Raw genomic sequence first — 16,700 nt, 5'->3', positions numbered from 1 at the left:
GGATTCTAGAATGTGTTGCTGAGCTTGCGGGTGACCTGGGTCAGGGACTGGTCGTCTCCGACGTTGCCGGCAAACACGACGTACGGGATGCCCTTTGCGGGACCGTCTACCGGCTCCCACAGCGAGACGATGCCTGGCAGCATGGGCCCGCGGACGATCGCGTGGCGGATTTCCAGACCATGCGCTGCCACATCGGAGGAGGTGATACCGCCCTTGGCGATGACGAAGCGCGGCGGGAAGGTCTTCAGGGTCCGGTTGACCACAGCGACGACGGCGGCAGAGACGGTGCGGGCGATCTTCAGGCTCGCGGCGGCGTCGTCGGTCTTGATGAGCAGGCGGCTGGTGTGGACGATGACGTCACCGGAGTGGAGAGCGTCCACGACGTCGGACACCACGGTTCCGATGTAGGCGTCGGCCTCTGCTTCACCCGCGGTTTCGGTACCGGCGATGAGTTTCTCGACGTCGATCTCAATAGTCTTGGCCGAGCTGTGCTCGGCTGTGAGGTCGTTGAGCTGGCGGGTCGTGACACCAACGTGGGAGCCGACCACGATCAAGCCGCCGGCTGCAGAGGGAGTATTGCCCGCGAACGCCTCTTCGGAGGTCAGAGCGGTACGGATTTCCTGGCCGATCCGGCCGCGGACAAACGGCGGGCCCACGCGGTAAAGGAGTCTCTTGCCGCGCCGTTCGGCTTCTTCGAGGCCCAGGGCAAGGGCGCGGAAGTCGTTCTCGGTGACGATATCGGCCACGATCGGAGTGGAGTTGGTGGCGGACTCCAGAGCGTCGGCGATGGCCTTGGCGGAGATGGTGGGGTCCTGGGCAGACGCGCCGGCGCGGATGATGTTCAGGTCAAGGACGATCACGTCGCTGGCAGGGAAGCGGCCCTGCGACTTCTCCTCCACATATTTGGCCATCTCAGAGTTCTTGAAGCCGAAGCTCGCATCCTTGGCGAATTCCGTCTCGGCCACAGGGGTAAGTGTGCCGAGGTTTTCTCCCGTGCCGCGCATGAAGTGGACACCGCCGATAGTGACGCGGCCGGCGTCGGGGAACGCCGGAACGATCACGACGCCGTCGGTGGGTTCGCCGGTTTCCGCGGCGACGGTAGCGGCGATGACGTCCGGCTCCAGGGGGTAGTGACCACGGAGGGTGGAGTCGCTGCGGCTGACGAAGCCGAGGCGCAGCCGAGGACCACCACCGTTGCCCGACGCCGCAGCGAGGGCGTTGCGGACAATCTCCTCGTTGCGGGCAGCGGCTTCGGCGGGGTCCAGGCTGCGGGTGTTGGTGAGGACGTAAACGGCGGCCTGGGTCTGGTTCTCACGGATGTGGGTGAAGGCCCAGGTGAAGTCCTCAACCTCCCAGCGGGTGAGCACGGCGAGATCCGCAACGGACTGCGTGCCTGTGGGGTCGTCGTCGAGGACAACCAAAACGCGCGGGGTGGTGGCGGCGGACGCGGCAACGGCGTCAGCTACCAGCTGAGCGGGAATCCGGACTTCCGGCGGGAAAGCGGCCAGAACGTCTGCTTCAAGGGTCACTGTGCACTCCATCGTGGGAAATCTGTGTAGCGGTTTGGTGAATGTAAGATGTCAGACATCTAACATTTGAATTAGTGTGACACACGGCTCCTCACCGCGCAAGATGCTCCACGTCACTAGGCTGGGGTCATGGCTGACAGCGTGGTTCCGCTCCCGCACGTGAACGTCCTCACCCCTGCCATTCCCGCAGGTCAGCCGTTGCCCGCAGTGCTGATCCACGGCTGGGCATCCGGCTCGGTGTACTGGGAGCCTCTCGCCAGGAAGCTGCTCGACGCCGGCCGCGAAGTCTGGATTCTCGACCTCCCCGGCTACCATTCGGGAGATTTCCTGCCGTCGGATTTCGAATGGAACCTGGACTCGGCAGCGGCTTCGGTGGGGGCAATGCTTGAAGCACGGGCCCAAGGTCCCGTGCACATCGTGGGGCATTCGATGGGTGGCAGTGTTTCACTGACGCTGGCGGCGGCCCGCCCGGAGCTGGTGGCTTCACTGACCCTGGTGGGCATGGCGCCGGTGCCGCAAAATCAGGGGTTCAAGGATGTGCTCAGGTCACAGCTGGACCAAGGGTTCTTCGATTCCGGAACCATCGCGAAGCTCATGAACGCCTGGTACGGGGTGTTGCCGGCAGCAGACATGGTGCGGCTCAGCACCGGATTCAATGTCCCCTTCCCTGTTCTGTCCGCCAGCGCCTTGGCGGCCATGACCGGCGTCGAACCTTCAGTACCCGGGCGCGTCCACGCGCCGTTGCTGGTGCTCGCCGGAACTGAAGACCGGGTTCGGCCCATAGAGCACCTGCGCGCGTTCGTGGCCGAAAGCCCCCAGCGTCGACTGAAGGCCATTCCCGGCGCGGGCCACAGTGTCCACTGGGAGAAGCCGCAGGAATGTGCCGAGGCGCTGCATGAATTTTGGGAAACAAGCTGGCCACCGCCAGCGTAAGATGTCTGACAACCATCCCACCCCGGGAAGACGCGGGACAAAGGGTGGTCGGAGTACAGGAAATGGGGATACATGGCACGCAAGTCGCTGGTCGGCGTCGTCGCTGATGAGTTGCTGGACCGCATCATCGCGGGTGAATTTCCGCCCGGAACGGTGGTCCCCGGTGAGCTTGAGCTCAGCGCCAAGCACGAGGTGAGCCGCATGACCGTGCGTGAGGCCATGAAGACCCTCGAAGCGCAACGGATTCTCAGCGTAGAGCGCGGCCGCGGCACGTTCGTCAACCCCCTGAATCAGTGGGCATCGCTGGAAGCCGTGCTGCGGGCGGCATCTGAGGGCACCAAGGACGCGGCCGCCGCGATCCAGCTCATTGAGCTCCGCCGCATGCTGGAAACCGGCGCCTGCGAACTCGCCGCCGAACGTATCTCCGACGAGGAACTCACGGCACTCAGCGAACACGTCGACAAGATGCAGGCCGCCCACGAAGTCAACGATCTGGCGGCCTTCGTGGAAGCCGACCTCGCCTTCCACGACGTGATTCTTCACGCCTCCGGCAACGTGTTTGTGGCTGTGCTCTTTGAGCCGCTGCACCGGGTCCTCGAAGCGCGCCGCACCGAAACATCGGCTTTCCCGGAGATTCAGGAACACGCCATTGGCCACCATCGGAAGATTGCCTCGGCGCTGGAATCCCGCAACCCCAACGAGGCCCGACTCGCGATGGACGCGCACATGCAGCAGACGCTGGACGACCTGAAGACGTACGTGCTGGAGGCGTAACTGGCACAGGCGCCTTAATTGTTGGACTCGGATAATTTAATTCCTGCACGGGCCGGGTCTAGCGAAATCACTGATTTCTAGGGAATAATCCGGCCATGCTCTTAATTGTTGGAAACCTCTCTGGAACATTCTCCCCGTGAACCCACTCGATTTTCCCGAGTTCCCCTTTAGCTCTCCACTGGCGAAAGCCATCATCGACCTTGAACGGGTTCGCGCAGATTTAGGTGAAGGAACCACCGCTCCCGAGGTCTTCACACAGTTGCGAACCAGCTCCAAGAAGCAACGGCTTTCGTCGACTCCGCCGTCGGCCGGGGGACGATACTGACGCACGGGTTTGTCCGGGAGCTGCACCGCATCTCCGTGGCCGGTTTGGAACGTGAAGGGGACCACACACCTGGTGCCTACAGGCTCGCCGATGTCACCATCAGCGGCTCATCGCACCGACCACCCTCGCCAGGGAGCGTGCACGGAGACATGACGGCACTCCTCGACTTCATCAATGCGGACGTAGATCAAAACTACGAGCTCCTCAAGATTGCGCTCGCCCACCATCGGTTCGTCTGGATTCATCCTTTCGGCAATGGCAATGGTCGTGTCGGGAGACTCATGACTTACGCCGCCATGCGGCGGCAAGGGTTCTCCGACACCGCCGGATACTGGGCGCTGAACCCAACGGCCGTATTTGGGGAGAACCGCGCCCTCTACTACGAACGACTCGAAGACGCCGATTCCCTCGAACCCGAGTCCCTGATTCGCTGGTCGACGTATGTCCTCGAAGGACTACTGACAGACCTCAGAAGGTTGGCGAAACTCGGTGACAAGGACTTCGTTACGGAAGGCCTGTTGGTTGCCGCAATCGCGCGAGGCCTCGCCTCGTCGCGCTTCACGGCGGACGAAGCCCTGGCTTTGACCATCATCGCGCGGAAAGTTGACGTGAAGGCCGCAGACCTTAGTTCAGCATTCACAGGTTCAGCTGCGACACGAAGTCAAGACATTCGAAAGCTCCTGGACCGCGGCGTCATTGAACCGATCGCCAAGGGGAAGAGATCCTACCGGCTTCGGCTGGCCCCGAGTGAACTAACGCCACTTCTGGTTCGGGAATTGGATCAATTGGGATTCCTGCCCCGCATTCTGCGCGATTCAGAAGTCTCCGCCTCCTGCCTAGCGGCGCAAGCTCTCGCTTGGTAATTCGCCGAAGGCCTTCACGTAGAGCGCAGAGAAGCGCCCTTGGTGAGTGAAACCACACAACTCCGCCACCGCCGTGACACTCTGCTCCCGCGGGCTCGCTTCCAGCAGCATCTCCCGGGCCCGGTCCAGCCGGATACTGCGCAGCAACTCCGACGGCGTCGCGCCCGTTTCCGCCCTGAGCGCGGTCTGTAGGGTCCGGACCGAAACTCCCAGGCACTCGGCGATGTCAGGGACAGTGAGTTCTTCGGCCGCGTGACGCTCCAACAACTCGCGGCATTCGCGGACCAGCCGGCCCTCCGAGGCCGCGTCCCGGGCCTCCACGCCTGGCGGCTCCATCGCCATCAGCAAGCGCGAGATCATGCTGTCCGCCAACAACCCCTGAACAAAGGCGGGAGCCGCGGACTGCGGCTGGCTGATCATGTCGTCATGAAGTTCGACGACGGCCCTCAAGAACGCGCGCCCGGCGCCACCTGAAAGGTCCATGCCGTAGCCCAGCCCACCAAGTGCCGCGCCGTTGAGATGCCACGCCACCCGCTCCAGCGCTGCCCGCCGCACGTACACAATGAGGTGCGGGCTGCCGCTGTCCCAGCTCATGGAGAAGGGCCTGTCGAGCGGGGGAACGGTGGCCATCGCCGGACTCGATTCCACAGTGCTCGCGCCCACCTTCATGGATGCGTGCCCCGCCAACGGGATCTGCACTAAATGGAAGTCCTGGAGACCCTCCGGCTCAATCCGAACGTCCGCGCCGTAGTCCAGGAACTCGATTCCCACATCGCCGCGGTGGAGGGAACGCAACTTCATGTCCACCGAGGACTGGCGCGTCCGCGGCGACAGCTCGTGACTGCAAAAAAGCTCAGCAATTTTGGCGTGCGCTTGGTCCACGTCGGTGGTGGCCAAGGTGGGCCGCCCCCGCAGAACGTCACGAGGAAGAATCCTCACCATCCGCCACCTACTTCACCGTTTTCCACTACACAGGGTCTTTTCGCTTTTCGGATGATCCCCGCGCCGAGCGGATATTCCGGAGTGCAGCTACTGCCTAGAGTCGCTTTTAGGACAAGTATGACGCAGCTCACAGAACCACAACAGTGACGGAAGCGAGGTGAGCACAAGTGAAGAACATCAAGGCTGTTCATGACCGCCGGGACGAATGGGACCGGAGTCACTTCGAACTCTGGACGGCAGAGCTTCGGGCCGGGGAACCCCGCCTCATTTCCGCGGCTTGGGTCGGCTGGCATGAAGAAGAGGAAGACCCTGCGTAATTCGGATAATCCTCGCGCCACGTGGATATTCCGGACGACGGCGGCTGCCTAGAGTCGCTTACAGGACAAATATGACGCACGTCATATTTGCGTAACATCATCATCGCGGGAAAGGGTTCGGCACATGTCAGCACTCACGGGCAGGACAGCGATCGTCACCGGTGGAGCCACCAAGGTGGGCCAGGGCGTGGTCATGGCTTTGCGGGACGCCGGGGCCACAGTGGTGGTGGCCGATATAGCTCCCGACGGCGACACGCTCACCAAAGCACTCGGGGAAGGGGTCCACTTTTCCCACTCGGACATCACCGACGACGCCGCAGTCAGCGAACTCGTTGAGGAAACCGTGGCCCTCTACGGCGGGCTCGACATCTTGGTGAACCTTGCCTGTACCTACAAGGACGACGGCGCGGCTTCCGGTCGTGCCGACTGGCTCGAGGCGCTCAACGTCAACCTCGTGAGCGCCGTCGTGGCAAGCAACGCGGCCCGCCCGTACCTCAAGGCTTCGGGGCGCGGCGCCATCATCAACTTCACCTCCATTTCCAGCTCCGTTGCCCAGACAGGCCGATGGTTGTACCCCGCCAGCAAGGCTGCTTTGGTGCAGGTGACCCGCAGCATGGCAGTGGACTTCGCATCGGATGGGATCCGGGTCAACTCGGTCAGCCCGGGCTGGGTGTGGAGCAACATCATGGACTCCCTCAGCAACGGGAACCTGGAGAAGACGGACTCCGTGGCGGCACCGTTCCACGCACTCAAGCGCGTCGGCCGCCCGCACGAGGTGGGTGACGTCGTCGCGTTCCTCGCCAGCGACCAAGCCAGCTTCGTGACCGGCGCCGATTGGGCTGTCGACGGCGGCTACTCCGCTTTGGGCCCGGAGCGGGCCGAAGAAACCATTCCCTTGCTCGCCGCCAACTGACACGGCCTCACAGCAACTCGACAGACAAGGACAAACACCATGACGCAACGCCACATCACCATCGTCGGAGCAGGACAGTCCGGGCTGCAGCTCGGCATCGGGCTTTTGGACGCGGGCTTCCATGTGACCACCATTTCCAACCGCACCCCGCAGGAAATCCAGGAAGGCAAAGTGGCCTCAAGCCAGTGCATCTTCCATAACGCGCTGGAGCACGAACGCGCATTAGGGCTGGACTTCTGGCCCGACGCCCCCACGGTGGACGGCATCTCCTTCACCATCCCCCACCCTGAACTGCCAGGTCAGAAGGCCATCAGCTGGGCATCCCGCCTGGATAACCACGCCAAGTCCATCGATCAGCGGGTGAAATTTCCGCGGTTCATGGAGGAGTTTGTTGCGCGCGGTGGTGAGCTGATCTTTGACGACGCCGGGATGGACCAGCTGGAGAAATACACGCAGAACTCGGACTTGGTGATCGTGGCGGCTGGTAAAGGCGAGATCGCTCAACTCTTCACCCGCGACGCCGAACGCAGCACCTACGACGCCCCGCAGCGCGCCCTTGCCTTGACCTACGTGAAGGGCCTGAAGCCCCGCGAAGAGTACTCGGCGGTCTCGTTCAACCTCATCCCCGGAGTTGGCGAGTACTTCGTCTTCCCAGCCCTCACCACCACCGGCCCCTGCGAAATCATGGTCTTCGAAGGAGTGCCGGGCGGGCCTATGGACACCTGGAAGGGCCTCACACCGGAGGAACATCTGGAGAACTCCAAGAACATCCTGCGCACCTTCCTGCCGTGGGAAGCAGAGCGGGCCACGGACGTCGAGCTGACCGATCCCAACGGCGTCCTCCAAGGCCGGTTCGCGCCCACCGTCCGCCACCCCATCGCCACGTTGCCCAGCGGCAGGCAGGTACTGGGGCTGGCCGACGTCGTGGTCTTGAACGATCCCATCACCGGCCAGGGGTCCAACAACGCAAGCAAGTGCGCGGCGTCGTATCTGGCCAGCATTATTGAACACGAGGCGCAGCCGTTTGACGCTCCGTTCATGCAGGCCACCTTCGAGCGCTATTGGGATTACGCCCAGCACGTTGCACACTGGACAAATGCCCTCCTGGCCCCACCGCCGCCCCACGTCCTTGAACTCCTGGGCGCCGCGAACAACGAGCCGGCCATTGCCCACCGCTTCGCCAACGGCTTCAACCACCCTCCGGAATTCCAGGACTGGTTCATGTACCCGGACAAAGCTGCCGACTACCTGGCCGGCCTCTCCGCCGCCAAGGTTTAATAGCACACCCGTGCCAGCAAGGACTTAACCATGCGAAAAATTGCAATCGTCGGGGCCGGGGAATCCGGTGCCCAACTGGCTTTGGGCCTGCAGCGGGATGGCTACGCCGTGACGCTCCTGTCCGACCGCTCCGCGGCCCAGATCCGCACCGGCAAAGTCATGTCCAGCCAGTGCATGTTCTCCACCGCGCTCGACGCCGAAGCCCAGATGGGTACAGCGCTCACGGAGTTCTACGAGTCAGGCTCCGTCCCGGGCATCACCTCCATCCGGTTGCGCGTGGAAGCTGATGACCCCGTCGAATGGGAGGCCCCCTTGGATGGGCCGGCCCGCTCCATCGACCAACGGATCAAGAGCGCACTCTGGGTCGAGACGTTCGTGGCCGCCGGGGGCGACTTCCGCATTGAGAAGGTCACTCCGCGCATGCTCGAAGAGCTCGCCCGCGAGTACGAGCTGGTGATTGTCAGCACCGGCAAGGGCGAGATCGGCCAGATTTTCCCGCGCGACAAGGCAAAGTCGCCCTTCGACCGGCCGCAGCGGGTCCTGGCGCTCACCTACGTCACGGCCGGCAGCTGTGCTGTCGCGGGCGACGCGTCACCGGACAGCACCTCCAGCAGCGGCGCGGCCATCCGCATGTCCATGGTCCCCGGCGTCGGCGAGTTCTTTACGTTCCCGGGCCTGACCGTCTCCGGGCCGTGCCGCATGATGGTGTTCGAAGGCGTGGTGGGCGGCCCCATGGACCGGTGGACCGACGTCGGGACCCCGCAAGAGCACCTTGCGCGATCGCTGGAGATCCTGAGGGAGCACTTTCCGCACGAGGCAGAGAACTTTGCCACCGCGGAACTGACCGACAGCGGCGCCACCCTTCTGGGGCGCATCACGCCAACGGTGAGGTCCGCCGTCGGGGAGTTGGCCAACGGCAAGCTGGTGTTCGGCTTGGGTGACGCAGTGGTCCTCAACGATCCCCTCACCGGGCAGGGCTCAAACAATGCGACGCTGGCAGCCAAGTACTACCTCGATGCGATAGTTCGCAGGGGCCGGCAGCCGTTCGACCGCCACTGGATGGAGCGGACGTTCGATGAGTTCTGGCGTGGATGGGGCCAGTGGGCGGTTGAATGGACCAACGACCTCCTTAAGCCCCGCAGGGACCACCAGAAAACCCTCCTCAGCGAAGCCGCTGAACACCCGGCCCTGGCAGCGGGCATCGTGGCCGGGTTCGATGATCCCCGGACGTCCTACCCGTGGTGGTTCGATCCCACTGCCGCAGCCGATTTCATGCAGGCGCGCAAAGAGGAAGACTCCTCGGTTTTTGATATCCGGGATTTCAGGGGCGCGTTGGGGCAATTCGCCACAGGCGTTACCGTGGTGACCACTGTTGCTGCCGACGGCCGGAAGGTGGGGATGACCGCGAATTCATTCACGTCAGTTTCCATGGAACCGCCTTTGGTGCTGTGGTGTCCCAGCAAACGGTCGCCCAGCCTGGGTGACTTTGAGAACGCCACGCATTTCGCCATCAATATCCTGGCCAGCGACCAGCATGTCCTGTCCCGCCAGTTCGCAACCCCCGCCATCGACAAGTTCGCCGGCACGGACACCACCGAGGGCATCGCCGGTGTTCCGCTGCTGGACGGCGCGGTGGCCTCCTTCCAATGCCGTACGGTCTCACGGCACGACGCCGGCGACCATGTCATCTATGTGGGGGAAGTGGAGAGATACGACTACGACGGCGGCGCTCCCCTGGTGTTCCATGGCGGCAAATACCACGCAACCGCCAGCCACCCGGACTTCTAGCCACATTCTGAGCACTTCTGAAAGGAGCGGAGATGGTCGATTCCGTTGACGTCGCGATCATTGGCTCGGGTATCAATTCCTTGGTCGCGGCAGCTGAGCTCGCCATGGACGGGAAGCGCGTCTGCATCATCGAGCGTTCGGACCGGCTGGGAGGTTTCATTCATTCCTCCGAGCGGACCCTGCCGGGCTTCGTGCACGACTCCTTCTCTTCCTGGCACCCGTTGTTCGTGTCAGGTGGTGCGTACGCGGCTTTGGGCAAGGAACTGCACGCCAGGGGTCTGGAGTACTGCAACACCAACGGCCCGGTGACCGCGAGCGTCGCCGCAGATCCGGCCACGGGAGCTCACCGGGTGGTCATTGCGCAGCGGGATCCGGGCGACACGGCTGCCGCTTTCAAGGTCACCGGCGACCAGTCCGCCTACCTGGCCATGTTGAATGACCTTGAGCGGAATGCCGGCACGGTTTTTGGGGCGTTCGGGGCGGAGCTTCGATCATTCAGGGAGGTTGCGAAGATTGCCTTCGGAGCCGTCCGGCGTGGACGTTTCTCCGGCACAGAGTCGTTCGTCCGGGACGCGGTGATGAGCGGCCGGAACTACACCCGCAGCCGCTTTGATGGGTGGGAAACGGACCAGCTGTGGTCTCCGTGGCTCCTGCACGCGGGGCTTGGCCCGGACCAGGCAACAGGTGGGGTGATGTTGCCGGTGATGGCCATGACCATGCACGGTTTTGGGCTCCCGGTGGTGAAAGGCGGGGCGTCGAGGTTCGTGGCGGCGTTTGAGTCGTTGCTGCGGGACAACGGGGTTCAGATCATGCTGGGCGCTGAGGCGGAAGAGATCCTGGTGGACAGCGGTTCAGGCAGAGTCACCGGTGTTCGCACTGCGCAGGGCGTGGTCGCTGCAAGCACCGTGTTGGCCAACGTCTCGCCGCAAGCACTGTATACCCGGCTGCTCAGCCAGCCACCGGCCGCGACCGCGGCGGCGGCCGAACGCTACCAGAACGGCCGCGGCGCCCTGCAGATCCACCTCGCCCTGGACAAACCCGTGGAGTGGCTCGATCCGCGACTCAACGAAGTTCCGCTGGTGCACATCAGCAACGGCTCGGACAGCACGGGAATCGCCTGCGCCCAGGCCGAAGCCGGCCTGCTGCCCAGCGAACCCACGGTGGTGGTCGGGCAGCAGTGCGTGCTGGATCCGTCCCGCGCTCCAGAGGGCAAAGCCACGCTGTGGCTGCAACTGCAGGAGGTTCCGTTCTCTCCCGTAGATGATGCGGCCGGCGAACTGTCAGTGGAGGAAGGCTGGACCGAGGAGCTGAAACAGGGCTATCTGGAGCGGGCCCTTGCCCGGCTGGAGCAGTTCGCACCGGGAACCCAGGCCACGGTTCTCGCTTCAGACATCATCGCCCCCACGGACCTGGCCGGCGCTAATCCCAATGCCGTCAACGGCGACCCCTATGGAGGGTCCGCTGAGCTCTTTCAAAACTTGCTCTGGCGGCCGTTCCCCGAGGCGGCAGGCCACCAAACCGCCGTCGAAGGCCTGTGGCATATCGGCGCGTCAACCCACCCTGGTCCCGGCCTCTCCGGCGGCTCGGGACATTTGGTAGCCCAAAAACTGACGACCAAAACTTCACGATTTTCGCGTCTTCAAGCAGCACTTAAACCAAGAAAGCGATAGGAGAACAATGTCTGTTCTGGCCGGGCTCACTGCAGCCCTTTCGAATGGCTCGGTGGAGATCATCGACCTCACGACGCCCCTCAGCTCCGAAACCCCCATCCTGAACCTGCCGCAGCCCTTTGCGAACACGGTGGGATTGTCCGTCTCGCCGGTGAGCAATTTCGACGACGCCGGACCGGCTTGGGCGTGGAACGACGTCACCGTGGGTGAGCACGCCGGGACGCACCTGGACGCGCCCGTCCACTGGATCACCGGCAAGGATGGCAAATCCGTGGACCAGATCGAACCCCACCGCCTGGTGGGGCCCATCGCGGTGATCGACAAGACCGCAGAGGTCTCCGCGGACCCTGACTTCCTGCTGGAACCTGAGCACTTTGAGCAATGGCAGGAACAGCACGGCGCTTTTCCGGAGAACTGCTGGATCATCTTCCGGACCGGTTGGGCGGCGCGTGGCGCTGACGCTGCGGCTTTCGTCAACGCGGACGACGCCGGACCCCACACTCCCGGTGTCTCTGCGGCAGGTGCCAAGTGGCTTGCCGGTAACACTTCGATCAGCGGTTTCGGTGTTGAAACCGTGGGGATCGATGCCGGGCAGGCCGGCGGGCTGGATCCGATGTTCCCCGTGCATTCGTTCCTCCTCGGTGCGGATAAATATGGCGTCACCTCGCTGCGGAACGTGGACCGGCTCCCCGTTACGGGCGCCACCTTGGTGGTTGCTCCGTTGCCCATTGTGGGCGGCACCGGCAGCCCGAGCCGGGTCTACGCGCTGGTGGAAAAGGGCGCGGTGGAGCAGGCATGAGTGAGCAGGTACGGGTTTCCACCCTGGTGGGCAGGACACTGGCGAAGCTCGGCGTCGGGCATGTTTTCGGAGTGGTGGGCAGCGGCAACTTCGATGTCACCGGCACCCTCATGGCCGAAGGAATCTCTTTCACCGCCACCCGGCACGAAGGCGGTGCTGCGACCATGGCCGACGCCTACTCGCGGATGTCCGGCAAGGTGGGAGTGGTCACCACGCACCAGGGCTGCGGGCTCAGCAATGCCATTACGGGAATCGGTGAAGCCGCGAAGAGCCGCACTCCCATGATCGTGCTGACCGCCGACACCCAGGCTGCAGCGATCCGGTCCAACTTCAAGATCGACCAAGACGCGTTGGCCCGAAGCGTCGGCGCCGTGGCCGAACGGATCCACTCCCCCGCCACAGCTGTGGCAGACACTGTCCGGGCCTTCCGGACCGCGGTGAACGAGCGCCGAACGGTGGTCCTGAGCTTGCCGTTGGACGTCCAAAGTGCCAGCGCCGCGGATGAGGTGAGTGCCGTCGTCGTGCCTGAGCCGCTAAAGACCCGCCCGGACGCTGCCGCAGTGGAGCAGTTGGTGGCCCTGATTTCCGCCGCGGAACGGCCCGTGTTCGTCGCGGGACGCGGCGGACGGGGCGCCCGGGACGAGATCCTGGAATTGGCACGGCATGCCGGTGCGCTGGTGGCAACGTCGGCAGTGGCGAGCGGACTGTTCAACGGCGACTCGCACAACCTGGGCATCTCGGGTGGTTTTTCGTCGCCCACCACTGCGGAACTCATCAGCGGTGCGGACCTGATTGTGGGGTGGGGTTGCGCGCTGAACATGTGGACCATGCGGCACGGACGACTCATCTCCACCGGCACCAACGTGGTGCAGATCGACGTCGAAGACTCCGCGCTCGGCGCCAACCGACCCATCACCCTGGGGCTGCTGGGTGATTCTGCGCTGACTGCTGTGGACACCCTGACGGCGCTGCGGACCGTGCAATCCGAGCCCGCTGGGAAGTACCGCACCGAAACCAACGCCCTGGCCATCAAGCGGGGCTCGCGGTGGCGGGACGTTTCCACGGCGGATCTGTCCACGGCGACCTCCATCGATCCCCGCGTCCTCACCCGGGAACTCGATTCGATGCTCCCATCCGAGCGGATCGTGGCCGTGGATTCCGGCAACTTCATGGGCTACCCCAGCCAGTACCTCGCTGTTCCGGATGAGTTCGGGTTCTGCTTCACGCAGGCATTTCAGGCGATCGGGCTGGGGCTTTACACGGCTATTGGCGCCGCGCTTGCCCAGCCTCAGCGCCTGCCGGTGCTGGGCGCGGGCGACGGTGGGTTCCTCATGGGCATCAGCGAGTTGGAGACCGCCGCGAGGCTGAAACTGCCCATGGTGTGCATCGTTTACAACGACGCCGCGTATGGGGCGGAGGTCCACCACTTCGCGTCGGAGCACTCGGAGGCCGAGCTCTCCAGCGTCGTGTTCCCGGAAACGGACATCGCCGCCATAGCCCGTGGGTTCGGTGCCGAAGGTGTGACCGTGCGGACCATCGCGGACCTGGAAGCTGCGCGCCCGTGGATCGCGGCCTATGAAGCCGGGACACAAGACCGGCCCCTGGTGATCGACGCCAAGATCGCGTCCGACGGTGGTTCGTGGTGGCTGGCGGAAGCGTTCCAGGGACACTAAGCGCCGGGGCGCCCAACTGGGTAACAGCAAACGTCGCTATGAGCGGTCATAGCGACGTTTGCTGTTACTTACTTGGGTGGTTACGCGTCGACGTCCGTGTTGACGATGTACACGTCGCACGGCGCACCGTGGGCAACGCTGTTGGCGATGCTGCCCAGGACGCGGCCCAGGCCCTTCATGCGCTTGTTGCCGACCACGATCAGCGAGGCGTTGTTGGTTTCGGCGTAATTGATGAGGGCGTTGGCCGGAGTACCGCGCGCCGCGAAGTACTTGATGTTTCCGGCAGGAACGTCCAGTTCTTCGGAGACCTTGCGGGCAACGTATTCCGCTGAGTCGGCGGAGGAGACGGTGATGCGGTCGCTGCCGCTGCCGAATTCTTCGATGCGGTCATCGGAGAAGCCGCTGATCACGTGCAGTTCGGCGCCGAGAGCGGTGGCGAACTTCGCTGCTGCCACTGCTGCGCGCTTGGCGGTCTCACTGTTGTCGACGCCGACCACAATAACTTCTGACATGAGGACTCCTGGTTGTGGGGATCACTGGGTGCTGCTGCAAGAAAATCTACACTCCATCATCATCTGCCGGGATGACCCTTTGCGCCGGGAGTGTTTATGCCCAGTATCACTGGGTAGGGGTACATCTATCGAAATGATCACCCGAGCGAAAGGCAGGACCATGAGCGACGCATCATTTTCCCCGCAGACAGCCATTGTCACGGGGTCGGATTCAGGCATCGGACGGGCCACGGCGGTGGCTCTGGCCAAGGCGGGCATGGACGTGGGCATCACCTGGCACACGGACCAGAAGGGCGCCGAGGAAACCGCGGAAGAAGTCCGTGGCCTCGGCCGTAAAGCCGTAGTCCATCAACTCGACACCACAGACGTCCAAGGCACGGTGGACGCAATCGACAAACTCGCTGAGGAACTCGGTGGCGTGGACGTCTTCGTCAACAACTCCGGAACCGGCGACGGCACCAAGTTCCTGGACCTCGACTACCAAACCTGGATGTCCACCTTGGACACCAACCTCAACGGTGCGTTCGTAGCCATGCAAACAGCGGCCAAGCGCATGGTGAGGGCAGGCCGCGGCGGGCGCATCATCGCCGTCACCAGCGTGCACGAATTCCAGCCGCGGGTAGGGGCCTCCGCCTACGATGCTTCCAAACACGGATTGGGCGGCCTCATCAAAACCATGGCCTTGGAACTCGCCGAGTACGGAATCACCGCCAACAACGTGGCACCGGGCGAGATTGCGACGCCCATGACCGGCCAGGAAGACGAGGATCCCACGCAGAAGGAAAGGCCCGGGGTTCCGTTGGGACGCCCCGGTGACGCACGGGAAATCGCCGCCGTCATCGCCTTCCTCGCATCCCCGGCGTCGAGCTACGTCAATGGAGCGTCCTGGCCCGTGGACGGCGGAATGCTGCAGATGGGACCGCAGGCCGGTTCGCACATCACCAGCAATGATTGGCGCGAAAGCTAAGCCAGCGCAGGCTCTGGCCGCACGGAGATCCGTGGGCTAGTCTGCTTGGACGGCCTGCCTGGCGGGTCGGATTTTCCAGAGATTCGTAAGACGTTGATGAGGAGCACCATGGCTGGCCACACATATAGCGTTTCCGAAATTGTAGGAACTTCCACCGAAGGCGTTGACGACGCGATCAAAAACGGCATCGCAACAGCCTCCCAGACGCTGCGGAACCTGGACTGGTTTGAGGTCAAGGAAATCCGCGGCCACCTCGAGGACGGCGCAGTGGCCGACTGGCAGGTCACCATCAAGCTCGGTTTCCGCCTGGAGCGCTGACTCCCCCTCTACCCACACGAGATGGCAGTTGATGACAGTTCCGGAGCTCCGGATTGTCATTAACTGCCTTCTCGGCGGGCGGGTTCGGGTGTCGAGACTTCAGCTTGGGCGCCCATGTCGCCAAAGTTCAAGAGCGTCAGAGCGTCAGACGACGGCGAACCTGCCTTCGCCGAATAGACCCGCAGGAGCTGGTCGGGGTCGTCCGGGAGACTCAGGGTTTCAAAGTTCAGTTCCAGGTCGCCTACAACCGGGTGGTGCAACCGGACCGTTCCCGCGGAGCGCGTGGCAACCCTGTGGCCGGCCCACCACTGACGGAAATGCTCGCTGTGGACAGCAAGTTCGCCCACCAAATGGTTGGTTTGGGGATCGTTGGGGTGCCGGCCCACGTCCATGCGCAGCGCCCCGACAGCCTCAGCGGCCACGGTCTTCCAATCCCTGAACAACGCTCCGGCCGCTGGATCCAGGATGATCCAGCGCGTCAGGTTCCGCTCGGCTGCAGGCAAAGCCGCGAAATCGGCGAACAGCAGGTGGGCCAGCCGGTTTCCGGCCAGCACATCCGCGCGCCTGCCCAGCACCAGGGCGGGAACATCTCCGACGGCGTCCAGCAGCTGCCGAAGGGCCGGCCGCACCTTTTGCACGGGGCCGGGACTTCCTGCAGAGCTGGCACAGTGCTCCAGCAGGTCCATCATGTGTGCCTGCTCCCCCGCGTCCAGGCGGAGTGCGCGGGCCACGGAATCGAGGACCGCCTTGGAGGGGTGGATGTTCCGGCCCTGTTCCAGGCGTGTGTAGTAGTCAGTGCTCACACCGGAAAGGCGTGCAACCTCCTCGCGGCGGAGTCCGGGCACGCGTCTGGCACCGCCGGACTCCTGCGCCCCGGCGTCGTCGGGTGAGAGGCGGGCACGCATGACTTTGAGGAATTTACCGAACTCGGCGCTTTGACCCATCCGTCCATTCTGCCGTTGCGGACGTGTGAAACACCACCATTGTGGGTAGGACTGACAGACCTAGGAAAAACAGGATCAGGTTGGACTGCTGACTCTGCCGGCAAAACTGCATAGGCTCAGTACAGAGCCTCCGAAAACGCTTTCTGGAACCCGGG

Annotated in this window: 16 protein-coding genes; 12 read left to right on the top strand and 4 right to left on the bottom strand. The window is 63.7% G+C overall.

Going from position 1 to position 16,700, the window contains the following annotated elements; genetic code table 11:
* Positions 1 to 5: 5 nt before the first annotated feature.
* The gene (locus AYX22_RS01935; protein WP_207595867.1) at positions 6 to 1,529 is read right to left on the bottom strand and encodes a four-carbon acid sugar kinase family protein; all 1,524 of its coding nucleotides are present in this window, start codon (positions 1,527 to 1,529) and stop codon (positions 6 to 8) included.
* A gap of 129 nt (positions 1,530 to 1,658) precedes the next feature.
* Here AYX22_RS01935 and AYX22_RS01930 point away from each other — a divergent pair, with 129 nt between their 5' ends.
* The 3 genes from AYX22_RS01930 to AYX22_RS01920 all read left to right on the top strand — a co-directional run bounded on the left by AYX22_RS01930 (position 1,659) and on the right by AYX22_RS01920 (position 4,424).
* The gene (locus AYX22_RS01930; RefSeq protein ID WP_207595866.1) at positions 1,659 to 2,462 is read left to right on the top strand and encodes an alpha/beta hydrolase; all 804 of its coding nucleotides are present in this window, start codon (positions 1,659 to 1,661) and stop codon (positions 2,460 to 2,462) included.
* 72 nt (positions 2,463 to 2,534) lie between these two features.
* Positions 2,535 to 3,236: a FadR/GntR family transcriptional regulator gene (locus AYX22_RS01925; RefSeq protein ID WP_207595865.1), complete on the top strand. Its 702-nt coding sequence runs from the start codon at positions 2,535 to 2,537 to the stop codon at positions 3,234 to 3,236.
* Positions 3,237 to 3,596: 360 nt separating this feature from the next.
* Entirely contained in the window at positions 3,597 to 4,424 is an 828-nt protein-coding gene (locus tag AYX22_RS01920; RefSeq protein ID WP_207595864.1) for a Fic family protein, read from the top strand.
* Here AYX22_RS01920 and AYX22_RS01915 read toward each other — a convergent pair.
* On the bottom strand, positions 4,398 to 5,366 hold the full coding sequence (locus AYX22_RS01915) for an AraC family transcriptional regulator (protein WP_207595863.1): 969 nt from the start codon (positions 5,364 to 5,366) through the stop codon (positions 4,398 to 4,400). The two genes, AYX22_RS01920 and AYX22_RS01915, sit on opposite strands and share 27 nt — an antisense overlap.
* A 167-nt stretch (positions 5,367 to 5,533) precedes the next feature.
* On the opposite strand from AYX22_RS01915, the gene AYX22_RS01910 reads away from it, so the two are divergent.
* The 7 genes from AYX22_RS01910 (at position 5,534) to AYX22_RS01880 (ending at position 13,804) form a co-directional block, all read left to right on the top strand.
* A complete protein-coding gene (locus AYX22_RS01910) occupies positions 5,534 to 5,683 on the top strand; it encodes a hypothetical protein (RefSeq protein WP_207595862.1) in 150 nt (49 codons plus the stop codon).
* Between the two features lie 124 nt (positions 5,684 to 5,807).
* The gene (locus tag AYX22_RS01905) at positions 5,808 to 6,596 is read left to right on the top strand and encodes an SDR family oxidoreductase (protein ID WP_207595861.1); all 789 of its coding nucleotides are present in this window, start codon (positions 5,808 to 5,810) and stop codon (positions 6,594 to 6,596) included.
* A 39-nt stretch (positions 6,597 to 6,635) separates the two neighbouring features.
* Positions 6,636 to 7,874, top strand: coding sequence for a styrene monooxygenase/indole monooxygenase family protein (locus AYX22_RS01900; RefSeq protein ID WP_207595860.1), 1,239 nt, complete (start codon positions 6,636 to 6,638; stop codon positions 7,872 to 7,874).
* A gap of 30 nt (positions 7,875 to 7,904) precedes the next feature.
* Positions 7,905 to 9,662 (top strand): flavin reductase, encoded by a 1,758-nt coding sequence (locus AYX22_RS01895; RefSeq protein ID WP_207595859.1) that lies wholly within the window; start codon positions 7,905 to 7,907, stop codon positions 9,660 to 9,662.
* A 32-nt stretch (positions 9,663 to 9,694) separates the two neighbouring features.
* The gene (locus AYX22_RS01890; RefSeq protein WP_207595858.1) at positions 9,695 to 11,332 is read left to right on the top strand and encodes an NAD(P)/FAD-dependent oxidoreductase; all 1,638 of its coding nucleotides are present in this window, start codon (positions 9,695 to 9,697) and stop codon (positions 11,330 to 11,332) included.
* Positions 11,333 to 11,339: 7 nt separating this feature from the next.
* Positions 11,340 to 12,131: a cyclase family protein gene (locus AYX22_RS01885; protein WP_207595857.1), complete on the top strand. Its 792-nt coding sequence runs from the start codon at positions 11,340 to 11,342 to the stop codon at positions 12,129 to 12,131.
* On the top strand, positions 12,128 to 13,804 hold the full coding sequence (locus tag AYX22_RS01880) for a thiamine pyrophosphate-binding protein (RefSeq protein WP_207595856.1): 1,677 nt from the start codon (positions 12,128 to 12,130) through the stop codon (positions 13,802 to 13,804). Before AYX22_RS01885 ends, AYX22_RS01880 begins: the two co-directional genes overlap by 4 nt.
* An 80-nt stretch (positions 13,805 to 13,884) precedes the next feature.
* On the opposite strand, the gene AYX22_RS01875 is transcribed toward AYX22_RS01880, so the two are convergent.
* Positions 13,885 to 14,316, bottom strand: coding sequence for a universal stress protein (locus tag AYX22_RS01875; protein WP_024819067.1), 432 nt, complete (start codon positions 14,314 to 14,316; stop codon positions 13,885 to 13,887).
* A gap of 160 nt (positions 14,317 to 14,476) precedes the next feature.
* On the opposite strand from AYX22_RS01875, the gene AYX22_RS01870 reads away from it, so the two are divergent.
* The gene (locus tag AYX22_RS01870; protein WP_207595855.1) at positions 14,477 to 15,283 is read left to right on the top strand and encodes an SDR family oxidoreductase; all 807 of its coding nucleotides are present in this window, start codon (positions 14,477 to 14,479) and stop codon (positions 15,281 to 15,283) included.
* Positions 15,284 to 15,391: 108 nt separating this feature from the next.
* Positions 15,392 to 15,601 (top strand): dodecin, encoded by a 210-nt coding sequence (locus AYX22_RS01865; RefSeq protein WP_011773002.1) that lies wholly within the window; start codon positions 15,392 to 15,394, stop codon positions 15,599 to 15,601.
* Between the two features lie 59 nt (positions 15,602 to 15,660).
* On the opposite strand, the gene AYX22_RS01860 is transcribed toward AYX22_RS01865, so the two are convergent.
* Complete coding sequence (locus tag AYX22_RS01860) at positions 15,661 to 16,545, bottom strand: helix-turn-helix transcriptional regulator (protein WP_207595854.1); 885 nt, start codon at positions 16,543 to 16,545, stop codon at positions 15,661 to 15,663.
* Between the last annotated feature and the right edge of the window lie 155 nt (positions 16,546 to 16,700).

It is taken from the genome of Arthrobacter sp. D5-1 (assembly GCF_017357425.1).
Lineage (GTDB): Bacteria > Actinomycetota > Actinomycetes > Actinomycetales > Micrococcaceae > Arthrobacter.
The sequence above is the reverse complement of the archived record's forward strand: the minus strand, read 5'-3'. Positions and strand labels throughout refer to the sequence as shown.